Below are 20,263 nucleotides of genomic sequence, written 5' to 3'. Positions count from 1 at the left end.
TCTAGTCTCGTGGGATGTCCGGTTCCCACGTGCAACCCACGTCCCTTCCCCAGGATCGCGTCTCCCAAGGCGTCTCCATCGAATTCCCCTCGACGATTCCGTTCGTTGGACTCTGGGAGTCCATCGACAGCGTGTTCGCGCGCCCGCGTTCGCCGCGCACCATCGTCGTCTGGCTGACGCTCTATCTCGCCCTCGCCGCCAACTTGCCGCTGTGGGGCGAACTCGCGCGCATCGGCGGTGCGCCGAGCGTGTACCTGCCCACCATCGCGCTCATGGCCTTGCTCACCGTGTGCGGCACCGTGGCCATCCTGTCGTTCACGGCCTGGACGCGCTGGATGAAGCCGCTCTGGTTCGGCGTCGTGGTGCTTGCCGCCGTGGTGCAGCACTACATGCTGAGTTATCGGGTGGTGATGGATCCCAGCATGCTGGCCAATGCGCTGCAGACCGATCCCAACGAAGCGCGCGACCTGATGAGCTGGCGCATGGTGTTCAACGTGCTGCTGGTCTGCGTGTTGCCCGCATGGGCCCTGTGGCGCGTGCGCGTCCGGCCGCAGCGCTTTGTCGCGCAGGCCTGGCGCAATGGAGTGCTGTTGCTGGCTGTCGCCGCCATTGCCGCAGGCGGAGCGCTCGCGATGAATCGGCAACTCGCGCCGCTGATGCGCAACAACGTGCATCTGCGCTACATGATGAATCCGATGGCGAGCATCTACTCGGCCGCGACGGTGGCGATCCGGCCGATGTTCAAGCACAGCCGGAAGCTCGTCCCCGTGGCCGGTGGCGCTGCGCTGGGCGCGAGCTATGCGGGTCAGACCAGGCCGCCGCTGTTCGTGCTGGTGGTGGGCGAGACGGCCCGTGCCGATCACTTCGGGCTCAACGGCTACGTACGCGACACCACGCCCGAACTTGCGGCGCGGCGCGTGTTGAGCTACCGCGACGTGCATTCCTGCGGCACCAACACCTTGGCCTCTGTGCCTTGCATGTTCTCCCCGCTGGGCAAGCAGGGTTTCGAGGGGCGCAAGAACGAGTATGAAAACCTCATGGACGTGCTGCAGGCTTCCGGCCTCGCCGTGTTCTGGCTCGACAACCAGGCGGGCGGCTGCAAGGGCGTCTGCGACCGCGTTCCGCATGCGTCGGCTTTCGAGCATCTCGATCCGAGCGTGCAAGCCGCGCTCTGCGATGGCGACGAGTGCCTGGACGACGTGATGCTCCGAGGCCTGGACGAGCGCCTTGCCGCACTGCCCGCCGAGCGTCGCGCCAAGGGCGTGGTGCTGGTGATGCATCAGATGGGAAGCCACGGGCCGTCGTACTTCAAGCGTTCCTCGCCGGACGTGAAGCGCTTCCTGCCCGAGTGCAAGACGAACGCGCTGGCCGAATGCAGCCATGCCGAGCTGGTCAATGGCTATGACAACTCCATCGCCTACACCGACCGCTTCCTCGGCAAGACGATCGACTGGCTCAAGGGCCAGAGCCGGCGCTTCGACCCTGCGCTCCTCTACCTGAGCGACCACGGCGAATCATTGGGTGAGTACGGGCTGTTCCTGCACGGCGTGCCCTACGGTTTCGCGCCCGAGGTGCAGAAGCACGTTCCGATGGTGACCTGGTTCAGCGATGGCATGAAGGCGCGGCGCAAGTTGTCGATCTCTTGCATGGAGGCAGGCGTCGATGCACCGCTCAGCCACGACAACCTCTATCACACCGTGCTGGGCTTGATGGACGTGAGGACGCCCACCTACAAGTCCACGCTCGATGCGCTGGCGTCCTGCCGCGGGGATAACGTCGCGAGCAACTGAACGCGGTGGCGGCGTTCAACCAGGCTTCTTCTCGCGCGGCAGCCGGCCCATCAGGAAGAATTCCGGATTCGGCTGCATGCCGCTGAAGCTGGCCATGCGGTTGGAAAGACCGAAGAACGCGGTGATGGCGGCGATGTCCCAGATGTCGTCGTCGCTGAAGCCGTGCGCATGCAGCGGTGGGAAATCGTTCTCGTCGAGTTCGTGCGAGCGCTCGCAGACTTTCATGGCGAACTCGAGCATGGCCCGTTGGCGCGGGGTGATGTCGGCCTTTCGCCAGTTGACGGCGACCTGATCGGCCACCAGCGGCTTCTTCTCGTAGATGCGCAGCAGCGCGCCGTGCGCCACCACGCAGTAGAGGCATTGGTTGGCCGCACTGGTGGCGGTGACGATCATCTCGCGGTCGCCCTTGGTGAGCGAGCCTTCTTCCTTGAGCATCAGTGCGTCGTGGTACGCGAAGAAGGCGCGCCATTCGGTCGGCCGGCGCGCGAGCGCGAGGAACACGTTGGGCACGAAGCCGGCCTTCTCCTGCACGTCGAGCACCGCGGCGCGGATGTCGTCGGGCAGATCCTTGAGTTCAGCCAGGGGGTAGCGTTCGGACATGGATGTCTCCTGGGATGTGGGGGACGAGGCCAATCATAGGAGCGCTGGGCCGCTGCCCGCTGCCAGGACCGCGAGGTCGCTTTCGTCCTTCAGGTCGATGCCGGTCAGGCTTCGGCGCAGGGATTCGCGCGCGAGCCAGGCGAGCTTGAAAGCCGCTGCCGGATAGGCCAGGCCCTCGGGTCGAACGTTCGAGATGCAGTTGCGCTCTGCGTCATGCCGACCTCGTCTTGGCGCGTGCGTGATGTAGATCCCCAGGCTGTCAGGCGAACTGAGGCCGGGCCGCTCGCCGATCAGCATGATCGACAGCCGCGAGCCGAAGGCCTCCGCAATCTCGTCCGCAAGGGCGACCCGGGCTTGCGATGCGATCACGATCGGCGTCAGCGAAAGCGCGGTCGGCAGGTGCTGCCGCAGCGCGGCCAGCAGCGGCACGGCATGACGGCTCACGGCCAGCGAGGAAAGTCCGTCGCCGATCACGATGCACACGTCCCGGGGTTGCCCGGCCTTCGCCGTCAGACGCGATGCGTCGTCAGGGTCCAACTGCCGGCCCAGGTCCGGCCGACGCAGATAGGCCGTTCGGTCCGGTGCGCGGCTGTGGACCTGAGCGACCTCCCAGCCATCCGCATGCAGCGACGCTTCGAGCGCCTTGACGTCCAGCGCGGCATGGATCGCATCGCGCGCCATCGCATGCGCCCAGCCGAAGCGCAGGACTTCGTCGGTCGGCATGCCGGCGCCCGCGCGGCCGAGTGCGAGGCGCGCTGGCGTCGCGCGACGCCAATCGGCCCAGGGGCTGTGTGTGACAGGGTCGTCCTTCATGGGGTCAGCGCCTTCAGGTTGTTCATGTCCGCGACAAGCCGGTTGGAGCAGGGCGCTTGCAGACGGCCCGCAATATCCGTGATGCGCATGCGCTGCAGCCAGCCCTCGAACTCGGGCGCGCGCTTCAGTCCCATTGTTTCGCGCAGGAACAGCGCATCGTGGAACGAGGTGCTCTGGTAGTTGAGCATCACGTCATCCGCGCCCGGCACGCCCATGATGAAGTTGATGCCGGCCGTGCCGAGCAGCACCAGCAGCGTATCCATGTCGTCCTGGTCGGCTTCGGCATGGTTGGTGTAGCAGACGTCGCAGCCCAGCGGCAGGCCGAGGAGCTTGCCGCAGAAGTGATCCTCCAGGCCCGCGCGAATGATCTGCTTGCCGTCGTACAGGTATTCGGGGCCGATGAAGCCGACCACCGTATTGATGAGCAGCGGCTTGTAGCGCCGCGCGAGCGCATAGGCGCGTGCCTCGCACGTCTGCTGGTCGACGCCGAAGTTGGCGTCGGCCGAGAGCGCGCTGCCCTGGCCGGTCTCGAAGTACATGAGGTTCTCGCCGACCGTGCCGCGCTTCAGCGAAAGAGCTGCCGCGTAGGCCTCGTCGAGCAACTCGGGTGTCACGCCGAAGGAGCGGTTGGTCTTCTCGGTGCCGCCGATCGACTGGAACACCAGGTCGATCGGCGCGCCGGACTCGGCGAGCTTTAGGGTGTTGGTGACGTGGGTCAGCACGCAGCTCTGCGTGGGGATCTCGAAATGCTGGATCACCTCGTCGAGCATGTGCAGCAGATCGGCCAGCACGGGCATGCTGTCGGAGGCGGGGTTGAGCCCGATCACCGCGTCTCCCGCGCCCATCAGGAGACCATCCAGCATCGATGCTGCAACGCCTCGCAGGTTGTCGGTGGGGTGGTTGGGCTGCAGCCGTACCGAAAGGTGGCCCGGCAATCCGATGGTGTCGCGAAAGCGTGTAACCACGCTGCACTTGCGCGCGACCGCGACCAGGTCCTGGTTGCGCATCAGCTTCGAAGCCGCGGCCGTCATCTCCGGCGTGAGCCCGGGCGCCAGCGCGGTGAGTTCGGCGGTACCCGCCTTCTCGGACAACAGCCAGTTGCGGAAGTCGCCGACGGTCAGGTGCGACACCGGCGCGAAGGCTCCCGCGTCGTGGCCGTCCATGATGAGCCGCGTGATGTTGTCGTCCTCATAGGGAACCAGCGCCTCGGAGAGGAACTGCTTCAGCGGCGTCTCAGCCAGCACGTGGCGCGCCGCCATGCGCTGCTGCGCCGTGGCGGCGCCGATCCCCGCGAGGTAGTCGCCCGAGCGGGCGGGGCTCGCGATGGCCATTACCTGCTTCAGGTCATCGAATTCGAAGACCTGCGATTCGATCGTGCTTCGATAGCGCATGGGTGCAAGAAGTGTTCAGACGGTCGTGGAAAGCATCTCGTCGGGGGCCGCCGTGCGGCGCTGCTCGGCCGTGAGCCGGAAATAGCCATAGGCCAGCGCCATGAGCACGAGGAACAGCAACGTCAGCATGCCATTGAACCAGACCATTGCGCCGAGGCACACCACGCCGAGGCCCAGCGCAATGGCCGGAAACCATGGGTAGAAGGGCGCCTTGTACGTGCGCTCCAGGCCGGGTTCCGCGCGCCGCAGCTTGAAGAGGGCGGCCATCGAGATCAGGTACATCACGATCGCGCCCAGCACCGCCATGGTCACGATGTTGGCGGTAAGTGTCTGTCCGCCGAACTGCACCCACTCGTCGCTGAAGATGGCCGCCACGCCGATCACGCCGCCGGCCACCAGCGCGCGGTGCGGCGTGTTGAAGCGCGGGCTCAACGCCGCGAAAGTGGCGGGCAGGTACCCGGCGCGCGCGAGCGCGAAGATCTGCCGCGAGTAGCCCATGATGATCCCGTGGAAAGACGCGATCAGGCCGAAGAGCCCGATCCACACCAGCATGTGCAGCCAGCCACTGTTCTCGCCCACGACCGTTTTCATGGCCTGGGGCAAAGGGTCGTTGATGTTCGAGAGCTTGCGCCAGTCGCCCACGCCACCGGCGAAGATCATCACGCCGAACGCAAGCACGACGAGCGTGAGGATGCCCGTGGTGTACGCCAGCGGAATGGTGCGGTGCGGATCGCGCGCCTCTTCGGCCGCCATGGCCGCGCCTTCGATCGCGAGGAAAAACCAGATGGCGAACGGGATCGAGGCGAAGATGCCGGAGATCGCCGCGCCGTTGAGCACGTCGCCGCCGGCCCAACCATTGGCGACGAAGTGCGCCATCGACCAACCCGGCGTGACCACGCCCATGAACACGAGCAGTTCAAGGATCGCAAGCACCGTGACGAACAACTCGAAGGTCGCCGCGATCCGGACCCCGATCCAGTTGAGGCCGATGAAGATCACGTAGGCGCCGAGCGCGAACCACTTCGGGTTGATGCCCGGGAATTGCACGTTGAGATAGGCCCCGATGGCGAGCGCTATGGCCGGCGGTGCGAAGACGAACTCCACCAATGTCGCAAAGCCCGCCACGAAGCCGCCACTGGGCCCGAAGGCGCGCCGCGCGTACGCGAACGGACCGCCCGCATGCGGGATGGCGGTCGATAACTCGGTGAAGCTGAAGATGAAGGTCGTGTACATGGTCGCGACCAGCACCGTCGCGATCAGGAAGCCGAGCGTGCCGGCGGTGTTCCAGCCATAGCTCCAGCCGAAGTATTCGCCCGAGATCACGAGTCCGACCGCGATGGCCCAGAGCTGAATCGGGCCGAGCACCTTTTGCAGGCGGGCGGGGTGCTTGGAAGCTTCGATGCTCGACATGCGCTTTTTCCTTGGCCGGCAAAGGCAAATGGCAACGGCGTGCAAGAGCAGTGCCAGGCGGGTGGGCCCCCGGCAATAATGAACCCGTTCATCCATTCAACCAACCAAGGTATCTACCGTGCGATCAGTTCTTTGCGCAGCCCTCGTTTCGATGCTCGTCCTGCCGACCGCCTTCGCCCAGTCCGCGCCCGTGACCAAGCCGAGCGGCCTCGTCTTCCAGTCGGTGACCGAAGGCAAGGGTCCGTCGCCCGCGGCGTCCGACGTGGTCAAGGTCCACTACCGCGGCACCTTCCCTGACGGCAAGGAGTTCGACAGCTCTTACAAGCGAGGCGAGCCCACCGAGTTCCCGCTCAACGGCGTCATCCCGTGCTGGACCGAAGGCGTGCAGCTGATGAAGGTGGGCGGCAAGGCCAAGCTGACCTGTCCACCTGCCATTGCCTACGGCAAGCGCGGCGCCGGCGGTGTGATTCCGCCCGACGCCACGCTCAACTTCGAGATCGAACTGATCTCCGTCAAGGGTCGCTGAAATCAGGCGGCGGAGCCACCATCGACGTTGAGCGAGACGCCCGTGATGAAGCTGGCATCCGGGCTCGCGAGGAAGGCCACCGCGGCGGCGATCTCTTCGGGACGGCCGAAGCGGCCCATCGGGATGGCCGCCTTCTGAACGGCCGCGAAATCGCCGTTCTCGGGATTCATTTCGGTGTTGATCGAACCGGGTTGCACCGTGTTGACCGTGATGCCGCGCGGCGCCAGGTCCCGCGCCCAGCCGCGGCTGTAGGCGGCCACTGCGGCTTTGGTGGCGGAGTAGTCGGCCACGCCCGGCCACGGTGAATGGTCGGCGGCGCCAGATCCAATGGAGATGATGCGGCCGTTGTCGCTGAGCAGGGGCACTGCGGCACGCACGGCGGCGGCAACGCCGCCCACATTGATGGCGAACTGGCGGTCGAAAGCCGCGATGTCGGTGTCCGGTGCGCCGACCTGGCCAATGACGAAAACGCCCGCGTTGTTCACCAGGATGTCGAGCCGGCCGAAGTGCTCGGCGGTCTGATTGACCAGGGCCTCCACCTGCAGCGGATCGGCCTGATCGGCCTTGAACGCGGCTGCGCGCACGCCGAGTTGCCGCAGTTCGTTCACCAGCGTTTCGGCGCGGTCGGCGGAGGCCGAGTATCCGATGGCGACGTCCGCGCCGTCACGCGCCAGGCGGCGCGCGATGGCCGCGCCGATGCCGCGCGATCCGCCGGTGACGAGGGCGACTTGCTTCGAGAGGGGTTGAGTCATGGTGTTCTCCAGAGAGTGGGTGTTGCGATGGGATGGAGTTTGGGATCGCACCCGCTTCGGACCAAGACGGTGGCCGTGACTTGTTTATTCACGATTCGCTAATAATCCGGCGATGGACCAGATCGCCGCCATGCGCGTGTTCGCCCGGGTCGTCGAAGCCGGCACCTTCACCCGTGCGGCCGACTCGCTGCAGATGCCCAAGCCCAGCGTCACCAAGCTGGTCCAGCAACTCGAAGCGCATCTGCGCGTAAAGCTGCTGCAGCGCACGACGCGGCGGGTGACGGTGACGCCCGAAGGTGCGGCGTACTACGAGCGCACGTCGCGCGTGCTGGCCGAGCTGGAAGACATCGAGTCCGATCTGACGCATGCGCAGGCCAGCCCGCGCGGGCGGTTGCGCGTGGACATCGGCTCATCCCTGGCCAACCGCATCCTGATTCCGGCGCTGCCGCAATTTCATGCGCGCTATCCCGACATCCAGCTCGAACTCGGCGTCAGCGATCGGCCCGTGGATTTGATCGGCGATGGCGTCGACTGCGTGATCCGCGGCGGTGCTCTGATGGACCAGTCACTGGTCGCGCGCCGCGTCGCGCAGTTGCCGTACGTGAGTTGCGCGACACCCGACTACCTGAAGCGCCACGGCATGCCGAATGAACCGGCCGATCTGATGAACGGGCACAGGGTGGTGAGCTATTTCTCGTCGCTCACGGGACGGCCCTTTCCGCTGCGCTATGTGCGCGGCGAGGAAACCTTCGAGATCAACGGTCACACCGCCGTGGCCGTGAACGAAAGCACCGCGCACGTGACAACGATACTGTCCGGTCTCGGCATGGCGCAGACCTTTGCCTTCATGGCGAAGCCGTATCTCGACAGCGGGGAGCTGGTTGAAGTGCTGCCCGGCTGGGAGCCGCCGCCGCACCCGGTCTACGTCGTCTATCCGCCCAACCGCAACCTGAGCGCCAAGCTGCGCGCCTTCGTCGATTGGGTTGTGGAGGTCTTCACGCCCTATGGCACTGCCTAAGTCGCGGCTAGAAGGGTTGGAATTGGTACAGCCAGGTCTCGGACAACGTCTGGTCGCCGTTCTTCAGATAGAGCCGCATGTCGACCGGCTCCGTGCCCTCGGCCGTGAAGTCGAACTGCGCACGCCAGTGGCCCGGCACGCCGTTCGGCACCGCTTCGGCAAAGATGTACGAGAACTTGCCCCGCGACGCCGTCAGCACCAGTTCGGGCTTGACGCCGAAGGGCAGCGATTCCAGCGGCTTGCCAATGAACTCGACCATGAACTTGCGCACCCCTTGCGGGCGCGGCTGACCAGGCTGGCCGCCGCGCCCGATCCGCGTGGCCACGGTGCGCGCCAGTGGCGACGGGAAGGGCTCTTCCGCGCTCCAGTGCAGCCGGTACTTGATGTTGTAGCTCGACCCCGCAGCGGCGGGCGCCTTGGGCACCCAGCAGGCGAGGATGTTGTCGTGGATCTCGTCGTCGGTCGGGATCTCGATGAGTTGTACTGACCCTTCGCCCCAATTGCCCAGCGGTTCGACCCACAGGCTGGGGCGCTTCTCGTAGTAGACGCCGTCCTGGTAGTGGTCGAAGGCTCGGTCGCGCTGCAGCAGGCCGAAGCCGCGCGGGTTGGTGTCGGTGAAGGCCGAAGCGCGGGTCTGGGTGGGGTTGTTGAGCGGTCGCCAGATGCGTTCACCGGCGCCGTTCCATATCGCCAGGCCGTCCGAATCGTGCACCTCGGGGCGCCAATCGATTCCGGTGGGCTTCACCAACTCGGAGTACCAGTACATGGAGGTCAGCGGCGTGAGGCCGAAGCGGGCCACGTCGCGGCGCAGGAAGAGGCGTGCGTCGATGTCCATCAGCACGGCCTTGTCGCGCTGCAGGACGAATTTGTAAGCGCCCGTGATGCTCGGGCCTTCGAGCAGCGCGTAGATCGTCATCGAATTGGATGCGTCCGATGTCGGGGGCTCGAAGTAGAAGCGCGTGAAGGTCGGGAACTCCTCCGGGCGATCTGGCATGGCTGCGTCGAGCGCAATGCCGCGGGCAGAGAGCCCGTACTGGTAGAGCTCGCCGATGGCGCGAAAGTACGACGCACCGAGGAAGGCGGCCCAATCATTCGTTTGCCAAGGCAGCTTCTTCTGGTCCCCCAGGCGGCTTTCCTGCAGGCGGAAACCGGCGAAGCCGGCGCCGTCCTTCAATTGCCGCGCGGGGCTGTCCGCGGGCATGGCGAAATACGATGCGTCGTAGACGATCTCCCGTGCGAAGCCGTCGCCGCCAGCGCTTTCCAGAACGAACATGTGCACCGGCGTCTGGAAGTAGCGCCCGAGGTGAAAGAAGGTCACCGGAAACTGGCCAGGTCCGTCCTTGAACAGGGCGTTGTCGGTGTTGAACTTGATCTTGCCGTGCGCGTCGTAGTCGATGCGCTCGAGCACGCTGGCCGGTAGCGAGGTGTCGGCAACGTAGGGCTTGGCGCCCAGTGACTTCGCCAATGCAACAAGACGTTCGAAGGAGAAGGGCCGGGGTTGGCTGAGTGTGAGTCCGCCGGCCGCAAAGGCGTCGGCAGGCAGTCCGAGAGCGGCGAGCGCCAATGAGGCGCCGCCGGCGGTGAGGAAGGAACGGCGATCGGTCATGTGGACCAAATGTTAACGAGGCCTGGCACCGCGCCCCGTAGGCCAAGCGCTGAAGAAAAAACGGGCTGGCCGGCGCTGTCCTACGATCGAATTCGAAAGCAAGACCCGGAGTGCACCATCGGCGGCTGATGCCTACAGTGAACGCATCGATCAATCACCAGACTGAAGGATGCATATGAACATGAGCAATCCCAACGAAATGCGGGCCCTCGCCACCGTGAGCGACTCTCGCTGGGCGTCCGTGCTGGCCCGCGACCCGGCGGCCGACGGCCGCTTCTTCTACTCGGTGAGGACCACGGGCGTTTATTGCCGGCCTTCGTGCGCCGCGCGCTCCGCCCGACCCGAGAACGTGGAATTCCACGCGACGGCCGCAGACGCCGAACGCGCGGGCTACCGCCCCTGCAGGCGCTGCAAGCCGGATCAGCCGGCGCGGACCGAGCAGCACGCGGCTGCGATTGCCAATCTCTGCCGCTTCATCGAGCGTTCGGAGCAGGCACCCACGCTGGACGAACTCGCCGAACGCGCGGGGTGGAGCACCTGGCACCTGCATCGGATCTTCAAGGAGATCACCGGCGTCACGCCCAAGGCGTACGCAGCGGCCCACCGCGCGAGCCGGGTGCGGCAGGAACTGGCCCGCAGCGATACGGTGACCGATGCCATCTACGACGCCGGCTACAACTCCAATGGCCGCTTCTACGAGCGCTCGAACGAGATGCTCGGCATGACGCCCACCGCATGGCGAGCCGGAGGCGCCAACACCGACATCCGCTTTGCAATCGGCGAGTGCGCGCTGGGCGCCATCCTGGTTGCGCAAAGCGAACGTGGCGTTTGCGCGATTGCTCTGGGGGACGACCCCGATGCGCTGGCGCGTGATCTGCAGGACCAGTTTCCGCAAGCGCGTCTGATCGGCGGCGATGCCGGCTTCGAGGAACTGGTGGCCAAGGTGGTCGGCTTCGTCGAGGCGCCGGGGCTGGGTCTGGACTTGCCGCTCGACGTGCGCGGCACTGCCTTCCAGCAGCGCGTATGGCAAGCCCTGCGCGAGATTCCGGCCGGCACGACCGCGAGCTACAGCGACATCGCAAAGCGCATCGGCGCACCGACATCGATGCGTGCCGTGGCCCAGGCCTGCGGCGCCAACACGCTGGCGGTGGCGATTCCGTGCCATCGCGTGGTGCGCAGCGACGGCAGCTTGTCGGGCTATCGCTGGGGCGTGGAGCGCAAGAACGCGCTGCTGCAACGGGAGGCGAAGCGGGCATGAATGCACGGGACACGAATGTGCCGGTCGCTCGGGTCGCTGCGATCGACTGGGCGCAGGCGAGCGGCGATCTCGATGAACAGGGGAACGCGGTGATATCGGGCCTGCTCACGCGGGCCGAATGTGAAATGCTCGCTGCGATGTACGTGTCGGATGCTCCGTTTCGCAGCCGCGTCGTGATGGAGCGGCATGGCTTCGGCCGCGGGGAGTACAAGTACTTCGCGTACCCGTTGCCCGATCTCATCGCGGGCTTGCGGGAGGCGATGTACCCGCATCTCGCGCCGATCGCGAACCGCTGGAACGAGGTCATGGGCATCGACGTTCGCTTTCCCCCTCGGCATGCCGACTTCATCGCACGATGCCATGCGGCGGCGCAGACGAAGCCGACGCCCTTGCTGCTGCAGTACCGGGCCGAGGACTACAACTGCCTGCATCAGGACCTGTACGGCGAGCACGTCTTTCCGCTGCAACTCGTGATCCTGTTGTCCGAACCGGGCCGCGACTTCATGGGCGGCGAATTCGTGATGACCGAGCAACGCCCGCGCATGCAGTCACGGCCGATGGTGCTGCCGCTGCGGCAGGGCGATGCAGCGGTGATCGCGGTGCATCACCGGCCGGTGCAGGGGACGCGTGGCGTGTACCGGGTCAACTTGCGGCATGGCGTGAGCAGGGTGCTGTCCGGGCACCGGCACACGACAGGCATCATCTTTCACGACGCGGCATGACGGCAGATCTGTTCGACACCGTTGCAGAGCCGACAACCCCTTGGGTGGAGCCACTCGAGCCCGGGGCCATGGTGTTGCGTCAGTTTGCGCGGCGCTACGAGGCGGCTTTGATGGAGGCGGTTCGGCAGGTGTTCGAGGAGTCACCGCTTCGGCACATGGTCACGCCGGGGGGCTTTCGCATGTCGGTCGCGATGACGAACTGCGGCGAACTGGGATGGGTCACCGATCGCAAGGGCTACCGGTACGACGCGATCGATCCCGAGACGGGCCGGCGCTGGCCGCCCATGCCCGCCGTGTTCTCCCGGCTCGCGAGCGAAGCGGCTGCGCAGGCCGGCTTCGATCGTTTCGCGCCGGATGCCTGCCTCGTCAACCGCTACGTAGCGGGAACGCGGCTGTCACTGCATCAGGATCGGGACGAGCGCGACTACACCCAGCCCATCGTTTCCGTGTCGCTGGGCCTGCCCGCGGTGTTCCTCTTCGGCGGGGCGAAGAGGACGGACAAGGCGCGGCGCATACCGCTCGCTCATGGCGACGTGGTCGTCTGGGGTGGACCGGCGCGTCTGCATCACCACGGTGTGCTTCCCTTGAAGGAGGGCTCGCATCCATTCATGGGCGACTGCCGCATCAATCTCACTTTTCGCAAGGCGGGTTGAGGGCGCCTCGCCGATCGCTACTGGGCGGACGCCACCGAAGTCGTGTCGCCGGTCAACCAGGCGAGTGCTTCGATATTCGCGCTCAAGGACGTCGCCGCCTCGGCGAGTCGCAGCTCACCCTTCGCAGCCTCACCGCTGACGATTCCCGCCGCGGACGCCAGGGTCACCGCGCCGGCCAAGATGAAGTTCCATGTCGTGTTCATTTGCTGCCTCTGTGAGACACGAGTCTGAGGCCATTCGCACGCGCTGGTTCGAGGCAAAACGAACTGCAGTGTTCGCTTCGCGGAAACAATGGCGTGTCGTTCAGGCTCCGCGCGATGCGAGGGCAACGCGGGGTGCGAGCTTCCGTGTCTCGCCGACCGCGGTCACGAAGAACTCGTCCTCCGGCATGCCCTGGGCGCTGCGAAGCTCCGCGAGCTTTCTCGGCGGCTCGTCCAGGGCCTCGTCGGTCAGCGTGAAGACGCCCCAGTGGATGCCGAGCGAGCGCTTGGCGCCGACGTCGCCGTGGATCTTCAGCGCTTCCTCGACGTCGACGTGCTGCTTGCTCATGAACCAGCGCGGTGCGTAGGCGCCGATGGGGATCAGCGCAATGTCGAATCCGCCGCCACGCTCGGGCGTCTGGCGATCCTGGAAGTGCCGGCGGATATCGGTGAAATCGCGCGAGTAACCTGTGTCGCCCGTAAAAAGGAGATGGCAGTCCGGCGCGAGGGCTGCAAAGCCCCCCCAAAGAGTCGCCATGGCGTCGCCAGGGCTGCGCGAGGACCAGTGCTGCGCCGGGACCAGCGTCACTTCGACATCGCCGCCAGGTGACGGCACGCGGATGCTGTCCCACCAGTCGAGCTCGACCGCATGGCGGATGCCGCGCGCGGCCAGCCATGGCTTGAGACCCAGCGGCACGACGAACAACGGCGCTCCGCCCGCCTGTCGGTTGAGTGCCAGCACCGACGCCGCATCCAGATGGTCATAGTGGTTGTGAGACACCAGCACCAGATCCACGTGCGGCAGTTCCGCCAGGGCGATGCCGGGCGGGGTGTGGCGCTTCGGACCCACCAGCCGCACGGGCGATGCCCGCTGCGAGAACATCGGGTCGGTCAGCACGGTCAGGCCGTCCATCTGGGCCATGACCGTGGCATGGCCGACGTAGGTGACGGCCGGTGTCATTTGCACACCGGCGAGCGCGTTGGCGTGCAGCCAGGCCAGTTCGGGCGTCACCCTCGGCGTAGGTGCCAGCGGCGGCGGTGGCAGGTGGTCGCGGATGGCATCCCTGCGCCAGCGCAGCAGTTCCGAGAGGCTCTTCGGCTGGTATTCCGTGTAGTTGTTCTGGAAACCGCGCGCACGGTGGTGCGGCTTCTCTGGGTCGTGATAGGGATTCATGCTTCGCCGCAATCTATCCGGCGATCAGTTTTTGCACCAGTTCGGCAGTGGTCGCCGCGGCGTACTTGCGCATCAGCCGCGCGCGGTGGATTTCCACGGTACGGTGGCTGATGGCGAGGGCCTTGCCGATCTCCTTGGAGGTGCGCCCCTGCATGACCTGCGCCGCCACCTCGCGCTCGCGCGGCGTGAGTTCGGCCTTGACGGATCGGCGCGAGCCCAGGTCCTCGAAGGTCCAGATGCCCGCCTCGTGCGGTGCGGCGCGGTTGAGCGCCTGGCCGCTCACGTGGCACCAGAAGGTTTCGCCCGCGAAAGCGCCGTGCAGGTTGCCGAGTCTTTTCATCATGCGGTTGTCTGCGTAACGCCCGCTTGCATTCAGGATGGGCTCCATCCGCTTGCCGATACGCTCGAATTCGACGACGCTCGGGTACAGCACCTGGAACGACTGGCCGACCAGCGCACTGCGCGTGGCGCCGAACATCTCGCACAGCCGCGCGTTGCAGTCCACGATGATGCGATGGCGCGACAGAACCATGCCCACCGGCGATTGCTCAAAGGCGAGCCGGTAGTCGATGGCCGTCAGATCGGTGTCGGGTGTCTCCATTACGAATTACTACGTATGCCTGTACGTAGTATCGTCTGAGACTCTGAATCAACCATCACCCAGCGAGGAATCATGGCGAACAAGATCTACCCCTCCGCGGACGCGGCGCTCAAGGGTGTCGTGGCCGACGGCCAGACGCTCGCCGTCGGCGGCTTCGGCCTGTGCGGTATTCCCGAAGCGCTGATCGAGGCGCTGCACGATTCGGGTGCGAAGAACCTGACCTGCATCTCCAACAACGCGGGCGTCGACGGCTTCGGCCTCGGCAAGCTGCTCGAAACCCGCCAGATCAAGAAAATGATCGCGAGCTACGTGGGCGAGAACAAGGAATTCGAGCGCCAGTACCTCGCGGGCGAACTCGAGCTCGAATTCACGCCCCAAGGCACGCTAGCCGAGAAACTGCGCGCCGGAGGCGCCGGCATCCCGGCCTTCTTCACCAAGACCGGTGTGGGCACGCAGGTTGCCGAAGGCAAGGAACTGCGCGAATTCGATGGCGAGACCTACGTGATGGAACGCTCGCTGGTGCCCGACGTCGCGCTGGTCAAAGCCGACGTGGCCGACAAATCCGGCAACCTGCGCTTCCGTCTGACGGCACGCAACTTCAATCCGGCCGCGGCAATGGCCGGCAAGATCTGCATCGTCGAGGTCGAGAAGATCGTCGAGGTCGGCGAACTGGCGCCGGACGACATCCATCTGCCAGGCATCTACGTGCACCGCATCGTGCTCAACAGCAATCCCGAGAAGCGCATCGAGAAGCGGACGGTGAGCGCTGCGGCACCGGTCGACGCAGTGGCCGCCAAGGTCGAGGCGCAGGCCGTCATCGCGCAAGCCGCGGCCGGCAGCGAAGTCCCGGCCCCCATCAAGAACAGCAGCAGAGGAGCCTGAGATGCCCTGGACCCAAGACCAGATGGCCGCACGCGCGGCGCAAGAACTCGAAGACGGCTTCTACGTCAACCTCGGCATCGGCATCCCGACGCTTGTCGCCAACTTCGTCGGCGACAAGGAAGTCTGGCTGCAGAGCGAGAACGGCATGTTGGGCATCGGCCCGTTCCCTACGGAAGACCAGGTCGACGCCGACCTGATCAACGCCGGCAAGCAGACCGTGACGACCTTGCCCGGGAGTGCCATCTTCGGCAGCCACGACAGCTTCGCGATGATCCGCGGCGGCAAGATCAACCTGTCCATCCTCGGCGCCATGCAGGTGAGCGACAAGGGCGACCTCGCCAACTGGATGATCCCCGGCAAGATGGTCAAGGGCATGGGCGGCGCGATGGACCTCGTGGCCGGCGTCAAGCGTGTGATCGTGCTGATGGAACACGTCGCGAAGAAAAAGGACGGCACCGAGGACCTCAAGATCCTCGAGCAGTGCACGCTGCCGCTGACGGGCGTGGGCGTGGTCGATCGCATCATCACCGACCTTGCCGTCATGGACGTGGTGCCGCAAGGCCTGAAAGTCGTTGAACTGGCGCCGGGCGTTAGCTTCGAGACGCTGCAGGCCAAGACCGGGACCAAGCTGATCCAGTGAGGCAAAGCGCCGTATGACGTGAAGGGCAGGGCCGTGTGAACGTGCCCTGCCTTTTTTTTGGAGAGCAGGACATGAATGCGACCGGGGAACTGAACCGGATCTGGAGGCTTGCCGGCATGCCGCCGGAAGCGTTGGCTTTTGTGCGTCTTGATGGCGCCGACCCGGTATTGCCATCGTCGTTCGCCGTCGGGACCGCGGCGCAGAGCACCATCGCCGCTGCTGCGCTTGCCGCCTGCGAGCTGGGCCATGCACGTGGCACACCGCGCCAGCAGGTCAGCGTTGAGATGCTGCATGCGGCGCTGGAATGCACGGGTTGGTTCAGCGTGGACGGAAGGGTGCCGGATTTGTGGGATGCGTTCTCCGGGCTGTATCGGGCGTCCGACGGTTGGGTGCGTATCCATGCGAACTTCGCGCACCACCGGGACGGGGCGCTGCGGCTGCTAGGCCTCAATCCACAGACCGCGCAGCGTGCGGATGCCGAAGCGGCGATGCAGTCGTGGAAAGCACTGGAGTTCGAATCCGTGGCGGCCGTCAAGGGGCTGGTGGCGACTGCCCTGCGGCACTTCGATGAATGGGACGTCACGCCGCAAGGTGCCGCGTTGGTGTCGCAGCCACTGTTCACCATCGAGCGAATCGGCGATGCGCCGGCGCTCGATCTGCCGCCGCTTTCCGCAGAGGCGAGGCCGTTGTCGGGCGTGCGGGTGCTGGATCTGACGCGCATCCTTGCCGGCCCTGTGGGCGGTCGCGCGCTCGCGGCGTATGGCGCGGACGTGATGCTGATCAACTCGCCGAACCTGCCCAACATCGAAGCCATCGCGGACACCAGCCGCGGCAAGCTGTCGGCCCATGTCGATCTGCAAACGGAGGTTGGCCGCGGTGCATTGACGGCCTTGCTGCAAGACGCACATGTCTTGATCCAGGGCTATCGGCCCGGCGGCATCGCGACGCTGGGCTTCGGTGCGTATCAGGCGGCGCAGGTGCGGCCGGGGATCGTCTACGTCTCACTCTCGGCCTACGGAACCCACGGCCCCTGGGCAGATCGCCGTGGCTTCGATTCGCTTGTGCAGACCGCGATGGGTTTCAACCATGCAGAGGGTGAGGAGGCCGGTGATGGAAAGCCAAAGCCGTTGCCGATGCAGATCCTCGACGAGGCGACGGGCTACCTGATCGCGATGGGCGCGTCCGCGGCGCTGTGGCGTCAGCAGCGCGAGGGCGGTAGTTGGCACGTGCAGGTGTCATTGGCTCAGACAGGTCATTGGCTTCGCGGGCTGGGCAGGGTGGCTGGCGGGCTCCGGATTGAAAGGCCCGACAAGTCGCCGTACCTGGAAACATCGGCTTCGGGATTTGGGAAACTGTGCGGGGTGCGTCACAGTGCGCAGCTTTCACGTACGCCTGCATTGTGGTCGCGGCCTTCGATGCCGCCTGGGAGTCATCTGGCAGTTTGGACATAGGGGGTGGCGTCGTCGCCCCCCCGACGGCAAGAAAGTCTCACCCCTTCCCCAACATTTCGATCAGCCGAGCAAGCGCCACCGAAGGCGTCCCTTGCCACACCAAGTGCGTCCGATTGGCACGCATGCGTTCCGGCAAGGGATGCTGGTGAACATCCGCCGTGGCGCGCAGCGCCTTGAGCACCGACACGGGCACGATCGCAAAGCCGGTCCCCGCGGCAACGCACGCAATCATGGCCTGGTAGGAAGAGAACTCCAGCGAACGCGAGGGTGCGACGCCACCCTTGCCGAGCCACTGTTCAAGCAGTCTTCGGTACGAGCACCCTTGGGCGAAGGCGATGAGCGTGGTGTTCGTCAGATCACCCGGCTTGGTGACAGAGGCAACGCTGCGCGCCGTGATCAACACCAGTTCTTCGTCGAAGACGGCCATCGCTTCGAGGCCTGATGCTGCGAAGGGTTCGGACACGAACGCCGCCTCGACCTCGAATGCGCTTACCCGCTTCAACAGCGCGCCGGTAGTGCCCGTCACCAGCTCGACGACCACCCCCGGATAGAGCTTGTGAAAGCGCGACAGCACGGGCGCCAGACGACTGCCCGCCGTGCTCTCGAGCGAACCGAGCCTGAACGTTCCGAGCGGGAGATCGCTGCGCAATTCGCTTTCGGCTTCGTCCGCCAGGCGCAGCAGGCGATCGGCGTAAGGCAGCAGCTTGTGTCCGGCCGGCGCCAGCGCGAGGGTCCGGCCTTGGCGATGGAAGAGCTTCTGGCCAAGTCGCTCCTCCAACTGCTGGATGCGGGTCGTCACATTCGACTGCACGCGGTTGAGCTTGTCCGCCGCACGGATCACGCCGCCCTCGGCCACGACCGTGCGGAAGATCTCCAGGGAATCCAGATCGATAGTTCTCATAAAGCGAATGAATGTTCTGAATAATTCATTTGTGGCGCATTGGCATTTTGCGTCTAATGACTGCCCATGTCGAACCCTTCCTTCGCCGTAGCGCGACCCTCTTTCTTCGCCGTCTGCGCCGCAGGCTTGATGGCGTTGGCTATTGCGATGGGCATCGGGCGCTTTGCCTTCACGCCGATGCTGCCGCTGATGATTCGTGCAGGCAGCGCCGACGTGGCAGCGGGCGGGTGGCTCGCCGCGGCCAACTACGCGGGATATCTGCTGGGCGCGATCACGGCGGCACGTATTCCGCTCACGCCGCAGCGCATCGGTCTGGTGTCGCTCCTTGCGATCGTCGTATCGACTGCGGCGATGGGTTGGACCGGGTCGGTGGCCATCTGGCTGGTGCTCCGTTTCGTCGCGGGGGTGGCAAGCGCATGGACGCTGGTCAGCACCAGCGTCTGGTGCCTGGCCTGGCTTGCGCGCCTGGAACGGCCGGCCGGCGCTGGCCTCTTGTATGCGGGTGTCGGGGTTGGCATCGCGATGGCCGGCCTCTACTGCTGGCGCGCCGGTGCGGCGGGCGTGCAGCCGGACATGCTCTGGCTGCAACTCGGGGCGCTCGCGCTCGCAGGTCTGCTCGTGGTGGCAGCACTGATGCCGCGCGACGCAGGCGCTTCGCACTCAGTCGCCCGCGAAGCCGCGACGACCCACCAGGCGCCATCCCGCGGCACGCCGTGGAGCCTCGTCCTCTGCTATGGCGTCCTCGGCTTCGGGTACATCCTGCCTGCGACCTTTCTCCCCGTGCTGGCTCGCGCGGTGGTTGACGATCCTTCCATCTTCGGTGCCGCGTGGCCCGTGTTCGGTGCCGCAGCAGCGGTGTCCACGCTGTTTGCCAGCGCGGTGCTAGGTCGTGTCTCCCGGCGCCGTGTGCTGGCGGGAAGCCATGTGCTGATGGCGGCCGGCTGTCTGTTGCCGGTGCTGCACCTGTCCGCCTCGACCGTGCTCGCAGCGGCTCTGCTGGTGGGCGGAACCTTCATGGTTGCGACCATGGCGGGCATGCAGGAGGCCAAGGCGAGTACCGTCGGAGATCCGACGCGAGCGCTCGGCCGCATGACCGCCGCTTTCGCGATCGGCCAGATGGCCGGGCCCGTGCTGTCCTCCGCATTGAGCGGCAGGGCGCAGGGTTTCGGCGGTCTCTTTGCTGCGCTGGTCGTCGGTGCCGTGGCCCTGCTGGGCAGTGCCGTGTGGCTGTTCCGCGAGCCGTCCCGAATCTGAATATACGAAAGGAACCCCGTCATGTTTCAACAAGGCCATACCGTCCCCTGGTCCGAGCGCCTGCCGATGCCGGCTGCCGAGGCGATGTCGGATGCGCAGCGCGCTGCGGCGCAAGCACTGATCGACGGGCCGCGCAAGGCTGTCTTCGGCCCCTTCGTTCCGCTGCTGCAGAGTCCGGTGCTGATGGAGCGCATCGGCAGCCTGGGCGAGTACCTGCGCTTCGACAGCACGCTCGATGCGCGTCTTCGCGAGCTCGTCACCTGCGCGGTCGCGCGCCACGTCGGCAATCAGTTCGAATGGGTGTTGCATGCGGCGGCGGCGGTCAAGGCCGGCGTCAGTGCCGAAGCGGTTGAAGCCCTGCGGCTCGGGCGCCGCGCTGCACCGCTGGCCGACGACGAGCAGCTTGCACTCGACTTCGCGATGGAACTCCTGCAACACCACGGCGTTAGCGAGCCGACCTACGCTGCCGCCGCAGAACGCTTCGGCGCCAGCACCGTGGTCGAACTCAGTGCCCTCGTCGGCTACTTCACGATGGTCTGCTGGGTCATGAACGTAGCGCACACGCCGGTGCAAGGGACAGAGGGGCAGCGCGGGCTCGAAGCTTTTCCGTTGTAGCCTTCT

General features: G+C 65.9%; 21 protein-coding genes. 11 read left to right on the top strand and 10 right to left on the bottom strand.

What is annotated here, in order from left to right; all coding sequences use genetic code 11:
• Positions 1-131 precede the first annotated feature (131 nt).
• Complete coding sequence (locus QTI04_RS05025; RefSeq protein WP_286614461.1) at positions 132-1,790, top strand: phosphoethanolamine transferase; 1,659 nt, start codon at positions 132-134, stop codon at positions 1,788-1,790.
• A 15-nt stretch (positions 1,791-1,805) separates the two neighbouring features.
• On the opposite strand, the gene QTI04_RS05020 is transcribed toward QTI04_RS05025, so the two are convergent.
• Genes QTI04_RS05020 through eat form a run of 4 tightly spaced genes read right to left on the bottom strand, consistent with a single transcriptional unit; the run spans position 1,806 to position 6,004 of the window.
• Positions 1,806-2,390: a peroxidase-related enzyme gene (locus QTI04_RS05020; RefSeq protein ID WP_286614400.1), complete on the bottom strand. Its 585-nt coding sequence runs from the start codon at positions 2,388-2,390 to the stop codon at positions 1,806-1,808.
• A gap of 33 nt (positions 2,391-2,423) precedes the next feature.
• On the bottom strand, positions 2,424-3,203 hold the full coding sequence (gene eutC / locus QTI04_RS05015; protein WP_286614399.1) for an ethanolamine ammonia-lyase subunit EutC: 780 nt from the start codon (positions 3,201-3,203) through the stop codon (positions 2,424-2,426).
• The gene (locus tag QTI04_RS05010; protein WP_286614398.1) at positions 3,200-4,594 is read right to left on the bottom strand and encodes an ethanolamine ammonia-lyase subunit EutB; all 1,395 of its coding nucleotides are present in this window, start codon (positions 4,592-4,594) and stop codon (positions 3,200-3,202) included. The genes eutC and QTI04_RS05010 overlap by 4 nt, the downstream gene beginning before the upstream one ends.
• 15 nt (positions 4,595-4,609) lie before the next feature.
• Positions 4,610-6,004 carry an ethanolamine permease gene (eat, locus tag QTI04_RS05005; RefSeq protein ID WP_286614397.1) on the bottom strand — a complete coding sequence of 465 codons (1,395 nt, stop codon included), beginning with the start codon at positions 6,002-6,004 and terminating at the stop codon, positions 4,610-4,612.
• A gap of 118 nt (positions 6,005-6,122) precedes the next feature.
• On the opposite strand from eat, the gene QTI04_RS05000 reads away from it, so the two are divergent.
• Entirely contained in the window at positions 6,123-6,530 is a 408-nt protein-coding gene (locus QTI04_RS05000) for an FKBP-type peptidyl-prolyl cis-trans isomerase (protein WP_286597592.1), read from the top strand.
• 2 nt (positions 6,531-6,532) lie between these two features.
• Here QTI04_RS05000 and QTI04_RS04995 read toward each other — a convergent pair whose 3' ends face one another.
• Entirely contained in the window at positions 6,533-7,282 is a 750-nt protein-coding gene (locus tag QTI04_RS04995; protein ID WP_286597593.1) for an SDR family NAD(P)-dependent oxidoreductase, read from the bottom strand.
• 112 nt (positions 7,283-7,394) lie between these two features.
• Here QTI04_RS04995 and QTI04_RS04990 point away from each other — a divergent pair, with 112 nt between their 5' ends.
• Entirely contained in the window at positions 7,395-8,300 is a 906-nt protein-coding gene (locus tag QTI04_RS04990) for a LysR family transcriptional regulator (RefSeq protein ID WP_286614396.1), read from the top strand.
• Between the two features lie 7 nt (positions 8,301-8,307).
• On the opposite strand, the gene QTI04_RS04985 is transcribed toward QTI04_RS04990, so the two are convergent.
• A complete protein-coding gene (locus QTI04_RS04985) occupies positions 8,308-9,906 on the bottom strand; it encodes a glucan biosynthesis protein (RefSeq protein WP_286614395.1) in 1,599 nt (532 codons plus the stop codon).
• Positions 9,907-10,081: 175 nt separating this feature from the next.
• Here QTI04_RS04985 and ada point away from each other — a divergent pair, with 175 nt between their 5' ends.
• From ada to alkB, 3 genes are read left to right on the top strand one after another with little or no spacing between them, the layout of a single operon-like run.
• The gene (gene ada / locus QTI04_RS04980; protein ID WP_286614394.1) at positions 10,082-11,164 is read left to right on the top strand and encodes a bifunctional DNA-binding transcriptional regulator/O6-methylguanine-DNA methyltransferase Ada; all 1,083 of its coding nucleotides are present in this window, start codon (positions 10,082-10,084) and stop codon (positions 11,162-11,164) included.
• Positions 11,161-11,886, top strand: a complete 726-nt coding sequence (locus tag QTI04_RS04975) for a 2OG-Fe(II) oxygenase (RefSeq protein ID WP_286614393.1) — start codon at positions 11,161-11,163, stop codon at positions 11,884-11,886. The genes ada and QTI04_RS04975 overlap by 4 nt, the downstream gene beginning before the upstream one ends.
• A complete protein-coding gene (alkB, locus tag QTI04_RS04970; RefSeq protein WP_286614392.1) occupies positions 11,883-12,539 on the top strand; it encodes a DNA oxidative demethylase AlkB in 657 nt (218 codons plus the stop codon). The genes QTI04_RS04975 and alkB overlap by 4 nt, the downstream gene beginning before the upstream one ends.
• A gap of 17 nt (positions 12,540-12,556) precedes the next feature.
• Here the strand turns inward: alkB and QTI04_RS04965 are convergent, their stop codons facing one another.
• From QTI04_RS04965 to QTI04_RS04955, 3 genes are all read right to left on the bottom strand, one after another.
• Positions 12,557-12,742 carry a hypothetical protein gene (locus QTI04_RS04965; protein ID WP_286597599.1) on the bottom strand — a complete coding sequence of 62 codons (186 nt, stop codon included), beginning with the start codon at positions 12,740-12,742 and terminating at the stop codon, positions 12,557-12,559.
• Positions 12,743-12,842: 100 nt separating this feature from the next.
• Positions 12,843-13,913, bottom strand: coding sequence for an MBL fold metallo-hydrolase (locus QTI04_RS04960; protein ID WP_286614391.1), 1,071 nt, complete (start codon positions 13,911-13,913; stop codon positions 12,843-12,845).
• Between the two features lie 13 nt (positions 13,914-13,926).
• Entirely contained in the window at positions 13,927-14,493 is a 567-nt protein-coding gene (locus tag QTI04_RS04955; RefSeq protein ID WP_286599218.1) for a LuxR C-terminal-related transcriptional regulator, read from the bottom strand.
• A 93-nt stretch (positions 14,494-14,586) separates the two neighbouring features.
• Here QTI04_RS04955 and QTI04_RS04950 point away from each other — a divergent pair, with 93 nt between their 5' ends.
• The 3 genes from QTI04_RS04950 to QTI04_RS04940 all read left to right on the top strand — a co-directional run bounded on the left by QTI04_RS04950 (position 14,587) and on the right by QTI04_RS04940 (position 17,487).
• Entirely contained in the window at positions 14,587-15,396 is an 810-nt protein-coding gene (locus tag QTI04_RS04950) for a CoA transferase subunit A (RefSeq protein ID WP_286614390.1), read from the top strand.
• A 1-nt stretch (position 15,397) separates the two neighbouring features.
• Positions 15,398-16,036: a 3-oxoacid CoA-transferase subunit B gene (locus QTI04_RS04945; protein ID WP_286597602.1), complete on the top strand. Its 639-nt coding sequence runs from the start codon at positions 15,398-15,400 to the stop codon at positions 16,034-16,036.
• Between the two features lie 71 nt (positions 16,037-16,107).
• On the top strand, positions 16,108-17,487 hold the full coding sequence (locus tag QTI04_RS04940; protein ID WP_286614389.1) for a CoA transferase: 1,380 nt from the start codon (positions 16,108-16,110) through the stop codon (positions 17,485-17,487).
• A 37-nt stretch (positions 17,488-17,524) separates the two neighbouring features.
• Here the strand turns inward: QTI04_RS04940 and QTI04_RS04935 are convergent, their stop codons facing one another.
• Entirely contained in the window at positions 17,525-18,388 is an 864-nt protein-coding gene (locus QTI04_RS04935) for a LysR family transcriptional regulator (protein ID WP_286614388.1), read from the bottom strand.
• 66 nt (positions 18,389-18,454) lie between these two features.
• On the opposite strand from QTI04_RS04935, the gene QTI04_RS04930 reads away from it, so the two are divergent.
• Positions 18,455-19,642 (top strand): YbfB/YjiJ family MFS transporter, encoded by a 1,188-nt coding sequence (locus tag QTI04_RS04930; protein WP_286597607.1) that lies wholly within the window; start codon positions 18,455-18,457, stop codon positions 19,640-19,642.
• Between the two features lie 21 nt (positions 19,643-19,663).
• Positions 19,664-20,257 carry a carboxymuconolactone decarboxylase family protein gene (locus QTI04_RS04925; protein WP_286597608.1) on the top strand — a complete coding sequence of 198 codons (594 nt, stop codon included), beginning with the start codon at positions 19,664-19,666 and terminating at the stop codon, positions 20,255-20,257.
• The last annotated feature ends 6 nt before the right edge of the window (positions 20,258-20,263 follow it).

This window comes from Variovorax sp. J22R115 (genome assembly GCF_030317005.1).
Lineage (GTDB): Bacteria > Pseudomonadota > Gammaproteobacteria > Burkholderiales > Burkholderiaceae_C > Variovorax.
The sequence above is the reverse complement of the archived record's forward strand: the minus strand, read 5'-3'. Positions and strand labels throughout refer to the sequence as shown.

Bases quoted from the DNA above. Each gene is read 5' to 3' on its own strand.
- QTI04_RS05020 (WP_286614400.1), bottom strand. From the start codon at position 2,390: ATGTCCGAACGCTACCCCCTGGCTGAACTCAAGGATCTGCCCGACGAC.
- eutC (WP_286614399.1), bottom strand. From the start codon at position 3,203: ATGAAGGACGACCCTGTCACACACAGCCCCTGGGCCGATTGGCGTCGC.
- QTI04_RS05010 (WP_286614398.1), bottom strand. From the start codon at position 4,594: ATGCGCTATCGAAGCACGATCGAATCGCAGGTCTTCGAATTCGATGAC.
- eat (WP_286614397.1), bottom strand. From the start codon at position 6,004: ATGTCGAGCATCGAAGCTTCCAAGCACCCCGCCCGCCTGCAAAAGGTG.
- QTI04_RS04995 (WP_286597593.1), bottom strand. From the start codon at position 7,282: ATGACTCAACCCCTCTCGAAGCAAGTCGCCCTCGTCACCGGCGGATCG.
- QTI04_RS04990 (WP_286614396.1), top strand. From the start codon at position 7,395: ATGGACCAGATCGCCGCCATGCGCGTGTTCGCCCGGGTCGTCGAAGCC.
- QTI04_RS04985 (WP_286614395.1), bottom strand. From the start codon at position 9,906: ATGACCGATCGCCGTTCCTTCCTCACCGCCGGCGGCGCCTCATTGGCG.
- ada (WP_286614394.1), top strand. From the start codon at position 10,082: ATGAACATGAGCAATCCCAACGAAATGCGGGCCCTCGCCACCGTGAGC.
- QTI04_RS04975 (WP_286614393.1), top strand. From the start codon at position 11,161: ATGAATGCACGGGACACGAATGTGCCGGTCGCTCGGGTCGCTGCGATC.
- alkB (WP_286614392.1), top strand. From the start codon at position 11,883: ATGACGGCAGATCTGTTCGACACCGTTGCAGAGCCGACAACCCCTTGG.
- QTI04_RS04965 (WP_286597599.1), bottom strand. From the start codon at position 12,742: ATGAACACGACATGGAACTTCATCTTGGCCGGCGCGGTGACCCTGGCG.
- QTI04_RS04960 (WP_286614391.1), bottom strand. From the start codon at position 13,913: ATGAATCCCTATCACGACCCAGAGAAGCCGCACCACCGTGCGCGCGGT.
- QTI04_RS04950 (WP_286614390.1), top strand. From the start codon at position 14,587: ATGGCGAACAAGATCTACCCCTCCGCGGACGCGGCGCTCAAGGGTGTC.
- QTI04_RS04945 (WP_286597602.1), top strand. From the start codon at position 15,398: ATGCCCTGGACCCAAGACCAGATGGCCGCACGCGCGGCGCAAGAACTC.
- QTI04_RS04940 (WP_286614389.1), top strand. From the start codon at position 16,108: ATGAATGCGACCGGGGAACTGAACCGGATCTGGAGGCTTGCCGGCATG.
- QTI04_RS04935 (WP_286614388.1), bottom strand. From the start codon at position 18,388: ATGAGAACTATCGATCTGGATTCCCTGGAGATCTTCCGCACGGTCGTG.
- QTI04_RS04930 (WP_286597607.1), top strand. From the start codon at position 18,455: ATGTCGAACCCTTCCTTCGCCGTAGCGCGACCCTCTTTCTTCGCCGTC.
- QTI04_RS04925 (WP_286597608.1), top strand. From the start codon at position 19,664: ATGTTTCAACAAGGCCATACCGTCCCCTGGTCCGAGCGCCTGCCGATG.